Origin of the sequence: Bacillus pumilus, from assembly GCF_024498355.1 — a bacterium.
In the GTDB taxonomy this organism is placed as follows: domain Bacteria; phylum Bacillota; class Bacilli; order Bacillales; family Bacillaceae; genus Bacillus; species Bacillus pumilus_P.
This window is the reverse complement of the sequence record NZ_CP101834.1, coordinates 50,592-66,553: the sequence shown is the minus strand read 5'-3', so window position 1 is coordinate 66,553 and position 15,962 is coordinate 50,592. Positions and strand designations below refer to the sequence as shown.

The window sequence follows — 15,962 nt, the reverse complement described above, 5'->3', positions numbered from 1 at the left end:
AAAAGGTAATTATTATCTTAAAGGAGTGCCTATAATACATAATAATGGTATAATAGAAACAGTTATATAAAAATTAACCAACTGTATGGGAGAGTGAAAAATGTTTGAATCAAATGCTGATAGATTTTTTGGTAGCTGGCTTATTTACGCAGTACCTATAAGTTTGTTTCCCTTTGGGTTATTTTTGTTCTTCTCTGAAAGGATGAGCAAACCCAGCAAAAAAGTTGAAGAAACAAACCTTTCAGATCCAGGAGTTAAAGAATTAGGGTCGCTTTTTCAAAACTTAACTGAGTTTTTTGTCACAGCTACTTTTATATCGATCTTTGCAGCTGTAACATTTTTTGTTTTTATTAAGGTGTTTAAGAATTTCCATAAAAGATTCCTTGAAAAAAGAAAACGAAAGGACCAATTGACCCTTTTCAACACAACGAACTATACACTGAAGGAATACGAGGCTCTTTTAGAAAAGTTAAAGTTATTAGACGAAACAAACTCTGATACCAAATCATGTGCTAGTCATATATTTCAAGATAAGAGGGTTATTTCACAAAAAGATCAATTAGGTCTAACAATCAAAAAAATAACCACTTATTTATCCGGTGAAAAAGAAGAAGGATTTTCACTGGGTAAATATCCAGATGTGTTCAATAGAATCTCAGGTGAATTTTTTTCATTTAACCCTTCAATTGATGAATTCACCAGAGAATATCAAACTGTTAAGAAGTTAGAATTAGAGAACACTCACATAAAGAAAGTAATAAATTTGTTGCAAGATATTATAGATTGTTTAAATAATTTTGAGAGAAGAATTTCACCTGAATTCGAGCAAGAAAAGAGGTTGACTAATGAATTGATAAATGTCGATCTTGATAGAGCATCTAAAAACATTAAATTTGAAAAAAGTTATCTAACTGGCCAAGAACAACTTCCAGAACTAACTGACCTATCTGAAAAACGTGATCCTCAATTTAAAGAATTAATTGAAATTGACAGAGCATCTAAGCTAGTACAGTCCATAACTTCTGAAAGCTTATCTCTGTTGACGAAACATCCTGAAGCCACATCAACATCTAGTAATGAAAACACAGCAAATCACTGCACCACAAGTTCTAGTTATAATCATTCATCAAATTATGATCATAGCAGTAGTTATGATAGTGGTTCCTAAAATTAAGAAAGTAAGGTGTTTAGTGTGAAGGGAGCAAAAGAAACAGAGAGTACAGGAGTTCAAATTTGCGTGTTTATAGTTGCTGTTTGCGCAGTCTTGTATTCCTTATATATGATTGGTGAAAAGATTGATGAAAAAATGGATATGAAAAAAACTGAAATAATTAAAGAGGAATCAATGAGGTATCAGCTTGTTAGTGAAAAATTAAATGAACCAAAGGATTCTTTTTATATTGATATAAAAGAAGATAAATATATAGTGTTCTCGGGAAAGGGAGAGTATATAGTTGATTTTAATAAAAATTACTCCAAAATAGAACACTTTGTGAAAGTGGGGCCTAAAAAGAATGAATGAGGGCTTAAATAGTGAACAGATCCTATTTCATTGACAAAAAAGGGGTATAAACCCTCGTATCGTGAAAATAAATCAATCAAAGGAGCAAACAAATGAAAAACACAGGTATTGTACGCAAAGTAGACCAATTGGGTAGAGTTGTGCTGCCAAAAGAACTTAGAAAAACACTAAACATCAAAGAGACAGATCCATTGGAGATATTTGTTGATGGAGAGTCAGTGATATTTAGAAAATATGAGCGAGAGGAAGCCTGCATAATAACAGGTAAAATATCAAATGAAAATATGCACCTACCGAGTGGTCTTGTGTTCAGTCGAGAAGGAGCCGAGGAATTACTTGAAGAGATTTTAGCCCTTTCTAAATAACATAATATCTGTTCAATTCTATAAAAAGGATCCTTCAAAGGTTCCTTTTTTGGGATCAGAACTAATTTTGCAACTGATCACAGGATCCGGTCACTACTGGTTACAAGAGGTTATCTTTCGGTGTTCATTTTGCGGTATACCGAAAATTTACAATCATAGGGCATTTATTCGAATTTAGAATAGTTAGACATGTTAAAATATTGTATATATAGGAAGGTAAGGGGGAGTTTGTGTGGGTGGAATCAAGCCGTATGATGAAGTAGCAATCAAACTCAATGAATGGTACTCAGCCATAAAAAAGGGTGAAGTAACTGACGCGGAATTTTTGAAAAAAGAGGTGAAGGGACTCTTTGACGACATGGAAGAGAATCAAACAGTGCTGCTTTACTTTGCTTTACTGGAATTTAGACACCGATTGATGTTGAGTGACCTTCGGCCAAAGCTGGCTTCTAAGGAGCTTCATGACATCATGGAACATATAGAAGATCAGAGAAGTAAAGTTCAAAATTCAAAAGGAGAAATGAATCAAATAGATAGGATGTTAGAATATTACTTCTGGTTCTTCAAAGGTACACATGAATTCAGGAAGAACCAGTTTGACCTTGCGTTAAACTGTTATAAGAATGCTGAAAAGATTCTCGAAGATGTAGAGGATTCTAACGAAAAAGGTGAATTTTACTACAAGTTAGCCGAAGTCTACTATCACATAGATCAATATCAAATATCGGTTAAGTATGCATCAAAGGCGTTGGGATTTTTCTCAGAACAGCCATTAATGGACGAGAAAATAGCCTGGTGTTATTCAGTTATTGCTGGTAACTATCTAAGCAAGATGCAGTATGATGATGCTTTAAACTACTTCAACAAGTCCCACTCACACGCACAAGTTACTACAAAGCAATACCTCATCACTTCAACAATTTTAAACCTGGGTAAATGTTATTTCCACTTAGAAAAATTCACAGAAGCTTTAACGTACTTTGACACAGCAGTAGATTTATTTGAAAAAAATGAAACGCGTCACACGCCAAAAGCTTATTTCAACAAGCTGCACACACTGTTGAGATTAGGACAAGTCGGCCCAGCAACGGAAGCATACCAAAGAGGGGTAGCAGCTGCACAGGATCTAGGTGATAAAGTATACGAAACTGAAATGAAGTTTCTATATCACCTTTATTTTCACTCTAATGATTCCGATTCCGCATCTGATCTGAAGAAGTGGCTTGATGTGATTCAAAGTCAGAATCTTCATGAAGATGTATATGAGCTGGCAATTGAAGCAGCGCGCTATTATAATAAAAGTGGGCAGTTGGAAAATGCTGTCGTATTTTATGAAAGAGCAGACCATGCTAGGTCGCTCATTCAGAGAGGGGAATTGTTAAATGAAGAGTAAAATTATTTTTCCCATCATTTTAGTAGCTGCTGCACTTGTGCTACCTATGGTTCAATCTAATGTAACGCAAACACATCATCAAGTAGCTGATAAAGTGATCACTTCAAGTGTTGGAAAAGAAGACATAATATTATAATGCCTTACGTTGAAAGATCCCATAGGGGTCTTTTTTTTTTTGCCATAATAAAGTTCCACCTTTTAAGAATGTTTGGATAGGAATTTTTTGTGTCATTATTTTGCCACCACTAGACTGTAATGACTAAATATGCCATAATATGAATGCGTTTACATAAAAGGGGGATGTTAGTGGGAAATGTTAAATTTTAAGGTTGTTTCAAAAGTTGCTGCGACTTTGATTTTGGGCTGTATACTCTATTTTGTAAATACCGAAATATCTCAGGCGAGTGAAAACACAATCACAAAAGAAGATTTACAGCAGCAAAAAGAGAATTTCATGAAAATCGGCATTGATGAAAAAACTGCCGAAAAGCTTACTCAAAAGGTTGCCAAGGGGGAAATGGTTGACGCGCAAAAAGAAAGCGAAGTAGCAAAGCGTGCCGATCAGTTAACAGTTAGTACAGATAACAAAGAGAAATATATTGAATTTGATGACGGATCACGCATCATGCTTTCAGTGGAAGAAGGCGAAGAAGAGCCACCTCCATTCACCGCATTTGATTATGCGACTGGAACTGTCTCAAAATTATCCTGTACATCTGGGTCAGGTTATAGAAATTGCCGAGTAAAAGCAAGATATCATGATGGTATCTGGGATGTACGCTTTGAGGGAAAAGTGAGTACCGCCTTCGGCGGATATGACAGTATCACAAAAATCAACAAACAGGCTGTTGATGCAGTCTTTTATAATGTTTCTGAAAAAAAATTCAAAATAACTCGGAAGACTGAAACGAAGAAGTACGCCGCAAGAGCTGATTATACTAACCAATTTACACACAAATTGGGATTGTATACAGTGTCGAGGACTTTAACACTGTATGCACAGAAGGATAAGATGTTTGCAAGGTTAAATTACTACTAAACTAAAAAGGCCGTAAGCTGTCCATATGGTTGTCTTACGGCCTTTTTTTCTTGATGCTATTTGTTTTTATGATTCAATTCTTCTAGCAGTCTAATAATTGTTTCGTTTTGCTTCTCCATGTTCTTTAATGTCCTTTCAACCATGGAAGAACAAACGAACAACATGATTAAAATCGCAATGCCCACAATAAACATATAAAACCCCTCCTAAAATGCAATTTGTCTGTATCTTAATGGATTGAATATTTATGTATCTTTTCAATATAGTACCATTGATTGAATTTCCTTACTACACGAGATTAAAAATAAGCCTCTAAGGGCTTATTTTTTTTGACCACCAGCTTTTCGCTTGCATTCGCATGGAAGGAAAGCTGAAGCTTTCCTCTTATTGAAACGCAGGCATCGAGCCTGCTTGGGCAGCTAACGCTGCAAAAGACAAAACCTTTGCTATGCTCTGCCAACTTCGTTGTCATCGCATAGCTTTTTTATTTGAGTCGGTCTTCAAGCTCACTGACTCTATGTGCAAGTGTACTTTCTTCAGTGTAAACTCTTTTGTTTTTAAACCTTATATCCATTAGTTTTTCTAATTCCTTTTTTAACGTCTCTATTCCTTCATCTTTATATCCGTTTATGTATGAAAGATCTTCTGATCCGATTACTTTTCCGCACATGTATTCATGATCTCCTTTGAATCTTTTTCCTTATTATAACATCAGAAATTATATTTGGGCTGCCCTGCGGGTCTACTCATGAAGTGTAAGCCGGTAAAAAACACCGGCCAACACTTCATGGTATCTCGCTCCACGCTAAACCATGGGATAACAAACATCTGTAAGCCCTGGTTTCACCCAGGACAACAGCTGCATTGTTCCTCCATCGTTCTTTACGCGCGGACGACTGCGTGCAGGCTAAAGCCTGCTTGACGGAAGCTGAAGCTTCCTAAACCCATCGGTAGCCAGCCTACGGCTGCCGTTAAAGTGACATTTCCCTTTTGACCTCCGAAGCGTACAACATTCGGGGCCGGCTAATCAAAAAGCGTGCCAAAGTTTGCGCCTGCGGCTCTTTACCACACTTTTTGATAAGACGGCAAGCCACACGACAAGAGCAAATGCTGATCAGTCGTAACTCGTAAGCCCCAGGAATGTTTAGCAGTAGAGCCTATGCTAAACATCCCTGAAGCAACGATTACGCTACCTAAAGGCAAATCAGCACTTGTCGCTACCGCGATGCCTGCGGCCCTCTTGTCATGCGTCTATCCTCAGTTGTCCGTTCTACCTGTCAAAAGGGAAAATTAATCCCCTGAAGGGGACAAACCCCTTCGGAGGTAAAAATGAAAAAAGGAGCAAAACAATTGAAAACATTCATTGCGTTCTGTAAAGAAAAATTGATTGGAGTCATTCATGGAAAAAACTCAATCCACAGATCAGAGTTTTTGGAGTTTGGGGATCACATGTCGATCAAGAGAGTATATGAGAGTGGTGAAGGGAAATACACGCTGTCTACTGGCAAAGGAAAAGATATTTTCATTCAGGAATTACCTTTGTATAACTCTGAACTAGCTTCAAAATTGGGGCTGATGGAAAGCGAATTTCACCGATTATTAATCTTGGCTTCAATTGCCCATGGGCATTTAGATCATTTGCTGGCTACGCCTTTTAAATCGTATGAGTATTTAAATTGGACCAATGAAGATTTTTCAAGAAGAGCAAGGGTTGAAACGTACTTTTACGGTAAAGGAACATTGACAGCTGAATCCTATATTGATAACGAAATAGAAAATGTACTTGTAGATTCATTCCATCATTTTAAATTGATAGTGGACGATCAAACTATACTCACTTCTACGGCTGAAACCAATAATGAATTGTGGGCATTTATTAAAATTTTATTAAATAATTAAATTTAAGATGATCCTGAATGTGACGTTAAATTTTCGTAGATAAAAAAGAAAAAAGGAGCAAAAAACCATGAAAACATTTACTTTATTTTGTATAGAAAACTTGATTGAGGTCATACAAGAGAAAAGGTCAATCCATATGGATACGTCTACACTAAATCTGCAAACGACAGAAAATATTCAATTGTATGTTAAACAGGTTCAGCTCATGCGAAAAGCATGGGAAGACGAATTGAATTTATTCTTTGTCCATGTGAACACTTACGGATTCATCTATACAAATCCATTTTCTAATTTTAAAAAATTTGCATTTGAAGCCATTAGCTTTGGTATGACGTATCTGTTACGTCAATCACCAATTGCAAAAAAACATTGGGATAATCCAATTGATCTAGGTGATATTGCAGATCAAATGATCAAAGAAATTAGTGCGGTTGAGTGCATTAACTTTCATGAAGAATTGGATATCGATGAAGAATATGTTCACAGATCAGAATTTTTAGAGTTTGGTGATCAAACTTCATTTAAACGTGTATATGAGGCAGGAGAAGGAATATATACGTTGTTTAGTAAGAAGGGACATGAATTCAACATTAAGGAATTACCTTTGTATAATCCTGAATTAGCGTCTGCTTTGATGCTGAAAGAAAACGAATATCATCGTCTATTAATTTTGGCTTCAATAGCTCATGGGCATTTCAATGATTACCTAGAAAGTAATGATTCATATGATTTTATGAATTGGTCACTAGAAGAATTTAAAGAAAGGGCTAAAATTGAAACGAAATTTTATGGCAAGGGAAATTTATCCTTTGGTGGGCAAGTTGATCAAGTAAAAGTTGATTCCTTTCATCATTTCAATTTGATTGTGGATGGTCAAATCTTCTTGCATATGACGGTTGAATCTGATAATGAATTGAGGGCATTTCCTCATATTCTATTGAATAGGGGAGAATTCAAAGAACGAAAGGCGTTTCTCCATTATCGCGACCAAGATTCATACAAATGTGTTTATATTGAAGGTCCCAATCATTATTCATTTGAAAAAATGAATGGGAAGATTTTTGATGTAAGAGAATTACCTTTGTATGACAAAGATACGGTTGAAATCACAAGCGAGAAAGGGTTTAACATTGAAGAATATCACTCTTATCTTATTTTAGCCTCAATTGTGAATGGTCATTTAGATCAATACATGCAAGCGCCATTTCATCATGTTATCGATGTTCGCGATTTTTCAATAGATGATTTCAGTGACAGCAGTGACAGATTAAAGGTCGTCATGGAGATATATGGTGATGGGTTTTGGAATGTCAGTGATGGAGGATCAATTGATGGAGTAGACATTTATTCATATATCAAGTCAACTATAATTTTAGATGACGAACTGCTAGTTGAATATGAACTTGAAAGTGAAAGTAGTGTGGTTGACAAAGATATGCAGATGAGGACACTCTTTGATATCATGTTCAACTTTAAGGGCAAGTTAATAGACCAATATTAAAGCGAAAGGCTAGGGGAACCTAGCCTTTTTTGTTGCGAAGCACCAGCTTTTCGCTGGCGTTCGCATGGTAGGAAAGCTAAAGCTTTCCTCTGATTGAAACGCAGGCATCGAGCCTGCTGGGTCAGCTAACGCTGCCCAAAAGACAAAACCTTTGCTATGCTCTGCCAACTACGTTGTCATCGCATAGCGTTCCTTCTCCTAAGTTTTAACGACATCACCCTCATTATGCCTTCTATGGACGTAATAAAGCCTTATAGGTCCATCTAACAGCAATTCCATTGTTTTAGAAAAGACATCTTATATTCCTTCTATAAAAATTGCATTCCAACTACTTAGGGCTGCCCTCCGGGTCTACTCATGAACTGTAAGCCGGTACAGAACACCGGCCAACATTTCATGGTATCTCGCTCCACGCTAAACCATGGGATAACAAACATCTGTAAGCCCTGGCTTTCACCCAGGACAACAGCTGCATTGTTCCTCCATCGTTCTTTACGCGCGGCCGACTGCGTGCAGGCTAGAGCCTGCTTGACGGAAGCTGAAGCTTCCTAAACCCATCGGTAGCCAGCCTACGGCTGCCGTTAAAGTGACATTTCCCTTTTGACCTCCGAAGCGTACAACATTCGGGGCCGGCTAATCAAAAAGCGTGCCAAAGTTTGCGCCTGCGGCTCTTTACCACACTTTTTGATAAGACGGCCAGCCGCATGACAAGAGCAAATGCTGATCAGTCGTAACTCGTAAGCCCCAGGAATGTTTAGCAGTAGAGCCTATGCTAAACATCCCTGAAGCAACGGTTACGCTACCTAAAGGCAAATCAGCACTTGTCGCTAACGCGATGCCTGCGGCCCTCTTGTCATGCGTCTATCCTCAGTTGTCCGTTCTACATGTCAAAAGGGAAAAATTCACCCTGAAGGGGCATACCCCTTCGGAGGTCAAAAATAAAAAAACAAAAGGAGCAAAAGAAAAATGGACCTATTACAAAAATTAGAAACTGTTGAAATTAATCACACAAGTCGCATTTCACAAGAGGATGAACAATTTTGTTTAAATGAGCAACACTCTTATGATGAAGCTTGGAAAGCCATAGATAAAGCATACAAAGTCATAAATGAATTGTGGTCAGGGTCAACGCTTAAAGAAAGATATATTCATACAAATGATGTGATTTCTAAAATAAAAGAAGCCAAGGTAAATTGTGGTTATAATTTTATTAGAGCAATAACCCAATATTTTTCAAAAAAATACAATGTTGATTTTGATTACTCAAAACTTGATCAAAAATTCTCATATCAACAATTAATCACGCTTGATGAGGTGTTAGACCATTTATTCGCGGAATTAGGTGGCTTTACGTTTGTTGAAATGGCAAACGAGCAAATAAAAGAAAAAATAAAAAAATCCGTATATAGATTCGAAGTAAAAAAACACACGTTGCACTTACCAAATTTTCTCTATATTGAAGAATGGTTCGAATCTTTTAAAATCTTCTATCAAAGCAAAGGAAAACTAGAAAAATTATTCGATGCCTTGATGTTATTTGAAAATGGTTCGCCAATCGAAACAAATGCTTTGAATCAGATTAAATATGAAATGGGAGAAGGTTCAAAGCACCACGCTATTTTTGAAAAATATAGCTTTGATATATTTCGAAAAATCAAAAGCTTCAAGGCGTTCAAAAATGGCAAAGTGTCTATCGAATTTCATTCAATGGAGTTTGCAAATGAATTTGCTAACACATATCTCAGTAAGTGAAAAAACCACTTGGGAAATCCCTAGTGGTTTTTTCACTTTTGGCCAGCTAATCGCTGGCCTACGCATGGTAGGAAAGCTGAAGCTTTCCTTTTATTAAAACGCAGGCATCGAGCCTGCTGGGTCAGCTAACGCTGCCCAAAAGACAAAATCTTTGCTATGCTCTGCCAACTACGTTGTCATCGCATAGCTGCATAGTGGAATCCATCAGTTTTGAAACCTTTTGTTATTAGTACGAACTTCAATGACCTTTTTATTCTTTCTAATGATCTTCAGCACGATCCTTATCGCTTTTTTATTTTCTTCTCCTAAATTCTTTTGTCGGGCTGCCCTCCGGGTCTACTCATGAATTGTAAGCCGGCACAAGACACCGGCCAACATTTCATGGCATCTCGCTCCACGCTAAACCATGGGATAACAAACATCTGTAAGCCCTGGTTCCACCAGGACAACAGCTGCATTGTTCCTCCATCGTTCTTTACGCGCGGACGACTGCGTGCAGGCTAAAGCCTGCTTAACGGAAGCCGAAGCTTCCTAAACCCATCGGTAGCCAGCCTACGGCTGCCATTGAAGTGACATTTCCCTTTTGACCTCCGAAGCGTACAACATTCGGGGCCGTCTAATCAAAAAGCGTGCCAAAGTTTGCGCCTGCGGCTCTTTACCACACTTTTTGATAAGACGGCCAGCCACACGACAAGAGCAAATGCTGATCAGTCGTAACTCGTAAGCCCCAGGAATGTTTAGCAGTAGAGCCTATGCTAAACATTCCTGAGGCAACGGTTACGCTACCTAAAGGCAAATCAGCACTTGTCGCTAACGCGATGCCTGCGGCCCTCTTGTCATGCGTCTATCCTCAGTTGTCCGTTCTACCTGTCAAAAGGGAAAAATTCACCCTGAAGGGCAAAGCCCTTCGGAGGTCAAAAATAAAAAAACTAAAGGAGCAAAACAAAAATGAACCTAAACCTATTACAACGTTTTGAAGAAGTCACAATTGATAACACTAGCCGCATTTCACAAGAAGATGAACAATTTTGTTTAAAAGAGGAAGAGTCTTATAAAGTAGCAAGGAAAGCCTTGGAACAAGCTTATAAGAGTGTAAATACATTACTGTTAGTCGATTCGATTAAGGAAAAATATATTCGGAAATATGGCGTGGTTAATGAAATAGAAAAAGCTCAACAAGAATGTAATGATGCATTTACAGAAGCGATTACACAATATTTTTCAAAGAAATACAATGTTGAATTTGATTATTCATTTATTTATAAAAGTTACTCTTTTGAACAATTCATCACGTTTGAAGAGGTGCTAGAACATTTATTTGAACAATTAGGCGGCTACTCTTTTGCAGAAATGGCAAACGAGCAAATAAAGAACAAAATAAAAGATGCCGTATATAAATTTGAAGTCAAAAAACACACTTTGCACTTACCCAATTATCTACACATTGAAGATGACTGGTACGGAAATTTAAGAATTTATTATAGAAGTGAAGAAAAATTAGATAAGTTATTTGATGCTCTATCACTGTTTGAAAATGGAGAGCCAACAAAAATTAATAAATTTGTATCGATTGAAAAAGAAATGCGGGAAGGTTCAAGAAAGGCTCCTATTTTTGATAAATATGAAATGGAAAATTTCAATAAAATTAAAAGCTTCAAGGCGTTCAAAAATGGCAAAGTGTCTATCGAATTTCATTCAATGGAGTTTGCAAATGAGTTTGCCAACACATATCTAAAAAAGTAAGAAAGGAGATCCGGCAATGTACAAAACAATAAGTCAAATCATACCGTTTGAACAAAGAAAAGCAATCAACGAGAAGATTTTATATCTTATTGAAAACAACAAATGCGAGGATATGCAAATCACAAAGGAGGACATTTTCAACTCTTATACAGGAGAAGGGGGGCTTCATGGTCTTTCCTTTTCTTCCTTCGAAAATTATCACCTTTATTCAGAAGCAAAAAAGGAAATTGAAAATGGTCAATTCTTTACGCCTCATGAGCTTTCAAGGTTCTTGTTGGAGTGTTTAAAACCGACTGAAAAAGATTTAATTGCGGATCTAACATGTGGCATGGGTAATTTCTTCAACTATTGCCCTAATCAAGAAAACGTGTACGGTAATGAGCTTGATATAAAGGCGTTTAAAGTGGCGCGCCATTTGTACCCTAACGCTAATCTTTCAAATGAGGATATACGTTTCTATAGTCCAGACATGAAATTTGATTTCATAGTGGGCAACCCTCCTTTCAATTTAAGGTGGAAAGTCAACAGCAATGAAATTTTAAGTCAATTATTTTACGTCCAAAAAGCAAGCACATTGTTGAAGCCAGGGGGCATATTAGCTCTCATTGTACCTAATAGCTTTTTGAATGATGACTTTTACACTGGCATGATAAATGAAGTAAATGATTCATTTAATTTTATTTGTCAGCTTGCCTTGCCGACAAACGCCTTTAAACAAATGGGCGTTGATCATTATGAAACAAAAGTAATGATCTTTCAAAACAAAAGTGAACACCTTCCAAATGTTCCATATGAAATCAATTACACAGAAGGGCTAGATTCACAATTCATCTATGAAAATTTTGTTCATCCTGCGCTTCAGCAAAAAGAACAAGTCCGGCATAAAATACGATCTGAGCTTGCGGAACTTCACGAAAGTAAAAAAGGATTTTTAGACAAGGTGAACAAGCTTCTTTTTGATATAAAGAGGCATCCGGCAATTAGCCATAAAGCCGCAAAATGTGAGCAATATGTGGAACGCTATTTCACACAATCAAAACCGCATGAAATGGACATGGAGGAATGGAACAAAAAGAAGCTAACCGAAAAAAAGGTACTGAATTATTTAAAAAGAGTCTTAAAAGAACAACATGGAAAGCCCAAGGATAAAAGAACCGCACTTGTGAAAACAAGATACGGTTTGAAACTGAAAGCATACAGTTATAAAGAAAAACGGCTGTTAAATATGCAGAAAGGAACAAAAAGCACGGATTTTTCGGACTTGCTGCGTGATGGTTATTATCCTTTTCAGGATAAACGTTTTTTAAAGCTGTTCCTGAAGAAACAGAGAACGTACACACTAGCACAAAAGAAATTGACGGAGATCAAGCCGACCGAACAAATAACAAGCTTTCTGGATCAATTAGAGATTCATGATTCAGAGAATCAAAATGTTATTAAGCTGAATGACATTCAAAAAACCGATACTGGAAAACTACTCATGAAAGATCATGCATATCTTCAGTGGGGAACAGGATCAGGAAAGAGCATTTCAGCTATAGCGCAAATCATGTACAGGCAACAACACAGCAACATCAAAAACGTTTTTATCGTTGCGCCTGCTATCGCGATTAATAACAACTGGCACGATATCTTGATAAGTTATGGTTTCAATGTGAAACAGATCAAAAGCATGAAAGACATTGAAACTATTGAACAAGGACAAATCGTCATCATGACATTTAACATGCTGACAAAGTACGAAAGATTTATAAAACGGTACATCAAGAGACAATCACAAAAAGTCATGCTTGTACTGGATGAAGCCGACAACATTTCTAATCCTTCATCAAAACGCACAAAAGCCGTTTTAAATTGCTTCAGACGCGTTAAATATAAAGTCTTATTAAGTGCCACCAGCACAAGAAACAATGTTTCAGAAGCCTTCACAGCATTTGAATTGATGTATAACAATTCGGTCAATTTTCTTTGTAAGTGTGAAACGCTATACGAAGAGGACCGAAAGACCAAACAGCTTGGACAAAAAGAAAATAAGCATTACAACAAGCCTTTTCCGGCATATAAAAAAGGGCATCGCTTGTTCAAGCAATGCTTTTCACCTGAAAAAGTAACAGTCTTCGGGATCGGTAAACATGATCAATCGATATACAATAGCGATCATCTTAAAAGCTTGATTGATCGGTCAATGATTACACGTACATTTGAAGAAGTAGCAGGAAAGGCGATCTATGAAATAAAACAGAATTTTTGTCAGTTTAATTCAAGCGAAAAGGATCTGTATAGCACCATCATGAAAGAATTTTATAGAATGACTAACCTTTATAAAAGCACAGGGAACACAAGAAAAGATTCACTGCTAATGATCATCAACCAATTAAACAGCCTTTTAAAAGCCTGTGTCCTTCCTAATAGTTTCAAAGAGCATAGCGCAAACGTAATGCCGTCTAAAGCGATTGAAACGATTAACCTTTTGAAAGAATGGCAGCATGATAAAGTTGCCATCGGTTGCACTCATGTAGAAGCTGTAAACCGATATGCCAGTTATATAAAAGATCATTTTCCTGATCGTCCTGTGTTTGTCATCACAGGAGATAAAGCGTCATTTGAACAAAGAAAACAGATCGTCAAAAATTTAAAGAATACAGAAAACGGTATTTTAATTTGCACCCAGCAATCCCTTCCAAGCAGCATGAACATTGATTTTGTCAATCGTGTTCTATTGCTAGAAATGCAGTGGAATTTCTCAGCCATGCAACAATTTTTCGGACGCTTTGTCCGTTATACGTCAACGGATCAAAAAGAAATCCACTTTTTGACCGTTGAAAACAGCATAGAATCAAACATGTTACAGCTGGTCATGAGCAAAGAAAAGATAAATTGTTTCATGAAGAATGAGGATCTTGATAGCTCAGAAATTAATGAGCGTTTTGGGCTTGATGGTGACATTCTCGACATGCTCTTGACCAAAGAGCAAGACAAGGACGGAAAAACCTACATTGCCTGGGGAGATCAAAAGTTTTCTAAATGCTCCTGAAAGGGGGCGTAACACCAGCAATTCGCTGGCGTTACGCATGGTAGGAAAGCTGAAGCTTTCCTTTTATTAAAACGCAGGCATCGAGCCTGCTGGGTCAGCTGACGCTGCCCAAAAGACAAAACCTTTACTATGCTCTGCCAACTACGTTGTCATCGCATAGCTGCCTGGTGCAACTACACGATTTTAGATCCTCTCATTACGTTCATCCTCTATATGAATTCTTCTATCTTATGTATCTTCATGTTCTTCAGTAAGGTCCCTACACTTTTTTAGTTTCTTCTCTCAAACCCTTAAATTCTTTTGTCGGGCTGCCCTGTGGGTCTACTCATGAACTGTAAGCCGGTACAAGACACCGGCCAACATTTCATGGTATCTCGCTCCACGCTAAACCATGGGATAACAAACATCTGTAAGCCCTGGTTGCACCAGGACAACAGCTGCATTGTTCCTCCATCGTTCTTCACGCGCGGCCGACTGCGTGCAGGCTAAAGCCTGCTTGACGGAAGCTGAAGCTTCCTAAAACCATCGGTAGCCAGCCTCCGGCTGCCGTTAAAGTGACATTTCCCTTTTGACCTCCGAAGCGTACAACATTCGGGGCCGGCTAATCAAAAAGCGTGCCAAAGTTTGCGCCTCCGGCTCTTTACCACACTTTTTGATAAGACGGCAAGCCACATGACAAGAGCAAATGCTGATCAGTCGTAACTCGTAAGCCCCAGGAATGTTTAGCAGTAGAGCCTATGCTAAACATCCCTGGGGCAACGGTTACGCTACCTAAAGGCAAATCAGCACTTGTCGCTAAAGCGATGCCTGCGGCCCTCTTGTCATGCGTCTATCCTCAGTTGTCCGTTCTACCTGTCAAAAGGGAAAAATTCACCCTGAAGGGGACTAACCCCTTCGAAGGTAAAAAGAAAAATTAAAGGAGAAGTTCAAATGCCTTATAAAGATATTGAAGTGCCAGCCGAGATTTTTTTAAAAGTGAATGATATTGAAATTTATTATGCTTATCGCGATGAGAGGTATGATTATTTAAAAGAAGAGGTTTATTCACTTTCATGGTATGAAGCTGATGAATTTGAAGTTAGTAGACTTCCACTTTTTGATGAAGATCAAAATTTATACGAATTTAGGGAAGATTATCATCGTCATTTAATCATAGCCTCCATTGCAAGAGGAGATTTAGATTTTGCTATGATTGAACCTTTTAAATTCGCTAAAGAATTTGCCTCTTACACACCTAATGATCTAGGTCACAAATTGAAGGTATATGTCTCATTCGAAGCTGAAAGTGAATGGGTTCCTAACTTTGGTATAGGTTGTGTTGACAATCCTTATTATAAATCTCTAGTCCTATGCAATGAAGATGATGTAGAAATGTTGAAATTCCCTGTACAAGAAGATTCAGACATTGAAAAGTTTTTTCATGTACTTTTCTCAACTTATTCAGAAGGGGATTTAAGATAATGGCAAAACAAAGAGATATTTTAGAATACAGTGACACATTTAGATACCAATTATTGAGCCGTTTACAATCAGATTGTCGTTACTATTTAGGAAACGGAGGCAGGAACAAAAAAAAATTATGGGCAGGAGATGAAAAAAGACACATTAACACAATGAAAAAATTATGGAACAGTTTTTCAATAGATGATAAGCCGGAATGGTTGACATGGGAAGATATTTTAGCCCTTGAAGTCAAAATGATCGGCTAAAAATA

At 37.4% G+C, this 15,962-nt stretch carries 15 protein-coding genes; 13 read left to right on the top strand and 2 right to left on the bottom strand.

The window, feature by feature from the left end:
• The first annotated feature begins 100 nt into the window (after positions 1 to 100).
• The 6 genes from NPA43_RS19030 (at position 101) to NPA43_RS19005 (ending at position 4,319) form a co-directional block, all read left to right on the top strand.
• The gene (locus tag NPA43_RS19030) at positions 101 to 1,168 is read left to right on the top strand and encodes a hypothetical protein (RefSeq protein ID WP_256499720.1); all 1,068 of its coding nucleotides are present in this window, start codon (positions 101 to 103) and stop codon (positions 1,166 to 1,168) included.
• A gap of 24 nt (positions 1,169 to 1,192) precedes the next feature.
• Positions 1,193 to 1,522 (top strand): hypothetical protein, encoded by a 330-nt coding sequence (locus NPA43_RS19025; protein ID WP_256499719.1) that lies wholly within the window; start codon positions 1,193 to 1,195, stop codon positions 1,520 to 1,522.
• A gap of 92 nt (positions 1,523 to 1,614) precedes the next feature.
• Positions 1,615 to 1,887, top strand: a complete 273-nt coding sequence (locus NPA43_RS19020) for an AbrB/MazE/SpoVT family DNA-binding domain-containing protein (protein ID WP_106031826.1) — start codon at positions 1,615 to 1,617, stop codon at positions 1,885 to 1,887.
• A 232-nt stretch (positions 1,888 to 2,119) separates the two neighbouring features.
• Positions 2,120 to 3,280: a Rap family tetratricopeptide repeat protein gene (locus NPA43_RS19015; protein ID WP_256499718.1), complete on the top strand. Its 1,161-nt coding sequence runs from the start codon at positions 2,120 to 2,122 to the stop codon at positions 3,278 to 3,280.
• Entirely contained in the window at positions 3,270 to 3,416 is a 147-nt protein-coding gene (locus tag NPA43_RS19010) for a hypothetical protein (protein ID WP_256499717.1), read from the top strand. The genes NPA43_RS19015 and NPA43_RS19010 overlap by 11 nt, the downstream gene beginning before the upstream one ends.
• A gap of 177 nt (positions 3,417 to 3,593) precedes the next feature.
• Positions 3,594 to 4,319 (top strand): hypothetical protein, encoded by a 726-nt coding sequence (locus NPA43_RS19005; protein ID WP_256499716.1) that lies wholly within the window; start codon positions 3,594 to 3,596, stop codon positions 4,317 to 4,319.
• 56 nt (positions 4,320 to 4,375) lie between these two features.
• Here NPA43_RS19005 and NPA43_RS19000 read toward each other — a convergent pair whose 3' ends face one another.
• Together NPA43_RS19000 and NPA43_RS18995 are read right to left on the bottom strand one after the other, a co-directional pair.
• Positions 4,376 to 4,513: a hypothetical protein gene (locus NPA43_RS19000; RefSeq protein ID WP_256499715.1), complete on the bottom strand. Its 138-nt coding sequence runs from the start codon at positions 4,511 to 4,513 to the stop codon at positions 4,376 to 4,378.
• Positions 4,514 to 4,803: 290 nt separating this feature from the next.
• Positions 4,804 to 4,989, bottom strand: a complete 186-nt coding sequence (locus NPA43_RS18995; protein ID WP_256499714.1) for a hypothetical protein — start codon at positions 4,987 to 4,989, stop codon at positions 4,804 to 4,806.
• Between the two features lie 659 nt (positions 4,990 to 5,648).
• On the opposite strand from NPA43_RS18995, the gene NPA43_RS18990 reads away from it, so the two are divergent.
• The 7 genes from NPA43_RS18990 (at position 5,649) to NPA43_RS18960 (ending at position 15,957) form a co-directional block, all read left to right on the top strand.
• Complete coding sequence (locus tag NPA43_RS18990; RefSeq protein ID WP_256499713.1) at positions 5,649 to 6,218, top strand: hypothetical protein; 570 nt, start codon at positions 5,649 to 5,651, stop codon at positions 6,216 to 6,218.
• A gap of 67 nt (positions 6,219 to 6,285) precedes the next feature.
• Positions 6,286 to 7,719, top strand: a complete 1,434-nt coding sequence (locus NPA43_RS18985) for a hypothetical protein (RefSeq protein WP_256499712.1) — start codon at positions 6,286 to 6,288, stop codon at positions 7,717 to 7,719.
• Positions 7,720 to 8,685: 966 nt separating this feature from the next.
• Positions 8,686 to 9,471, top strand: coding sequence for a hypothetical protein (locus NPA43_RS18980; protein ID WP_256499711.1), 786 nt, complete (start codon positions 8,686 to 8,688; stop codon positions 9,469 to 9,471).
• 948 nt (positions 9,472 to 10,419) lie between these two features.
• Entirely contained in the window at positions 10,420 to 11,214 is a 795-nt protein-coding gene (locus tag NPA43_RS18975) for a hypothetical protein (protein WP_106031832.1), read from the top strand.
• Between the two features lie 16 nt (positions 11,215 to 11,230).
• Positions 11,231 to 14,248: an N-6 DNA methylase gene (locus tag NPA43_RS18970; RefSeq protein WP_256499710.1), complete on the top strand. Its 3,018-nt coding sequence runs from the start codon at positions 11,231 to 11,233 to the stop codon at positions 14,246 to 14,248.
• A gap of 930 nt (positions 14,249 to 15,178) precedes the next feature.
• Complete coding sequence (locus NPA43_RS18965) at positions 15,179 to 15,709, top strand: hypothetical protein (RefSeq protein ID WP_256499709.1); 531 nt, start codon at positions 15,179 to 15,181, stop codon at positions 15,707 to 15,709.
• Positions 15,709 to 15,957 carry an LPD11 domain-containing protein gene (locus NPA43_RS18960; protein ID WP_256499708.1) on the top strand — a complete coding sequence of 83 codons (249 nt, stop codon included), beginning with the start codon at positions 15,709 to 15,711 and terminating at the stop codon, positions 15,955 to 15,957. The genes NPA43_RS18965 and NPA43_RS18960 overlap by 1 nt, the downstream gene beginning before the upstream one ends.
• The last annotated feature ends 5 nt before the right edge of the window (positions 15,958 to 15,962 follow it).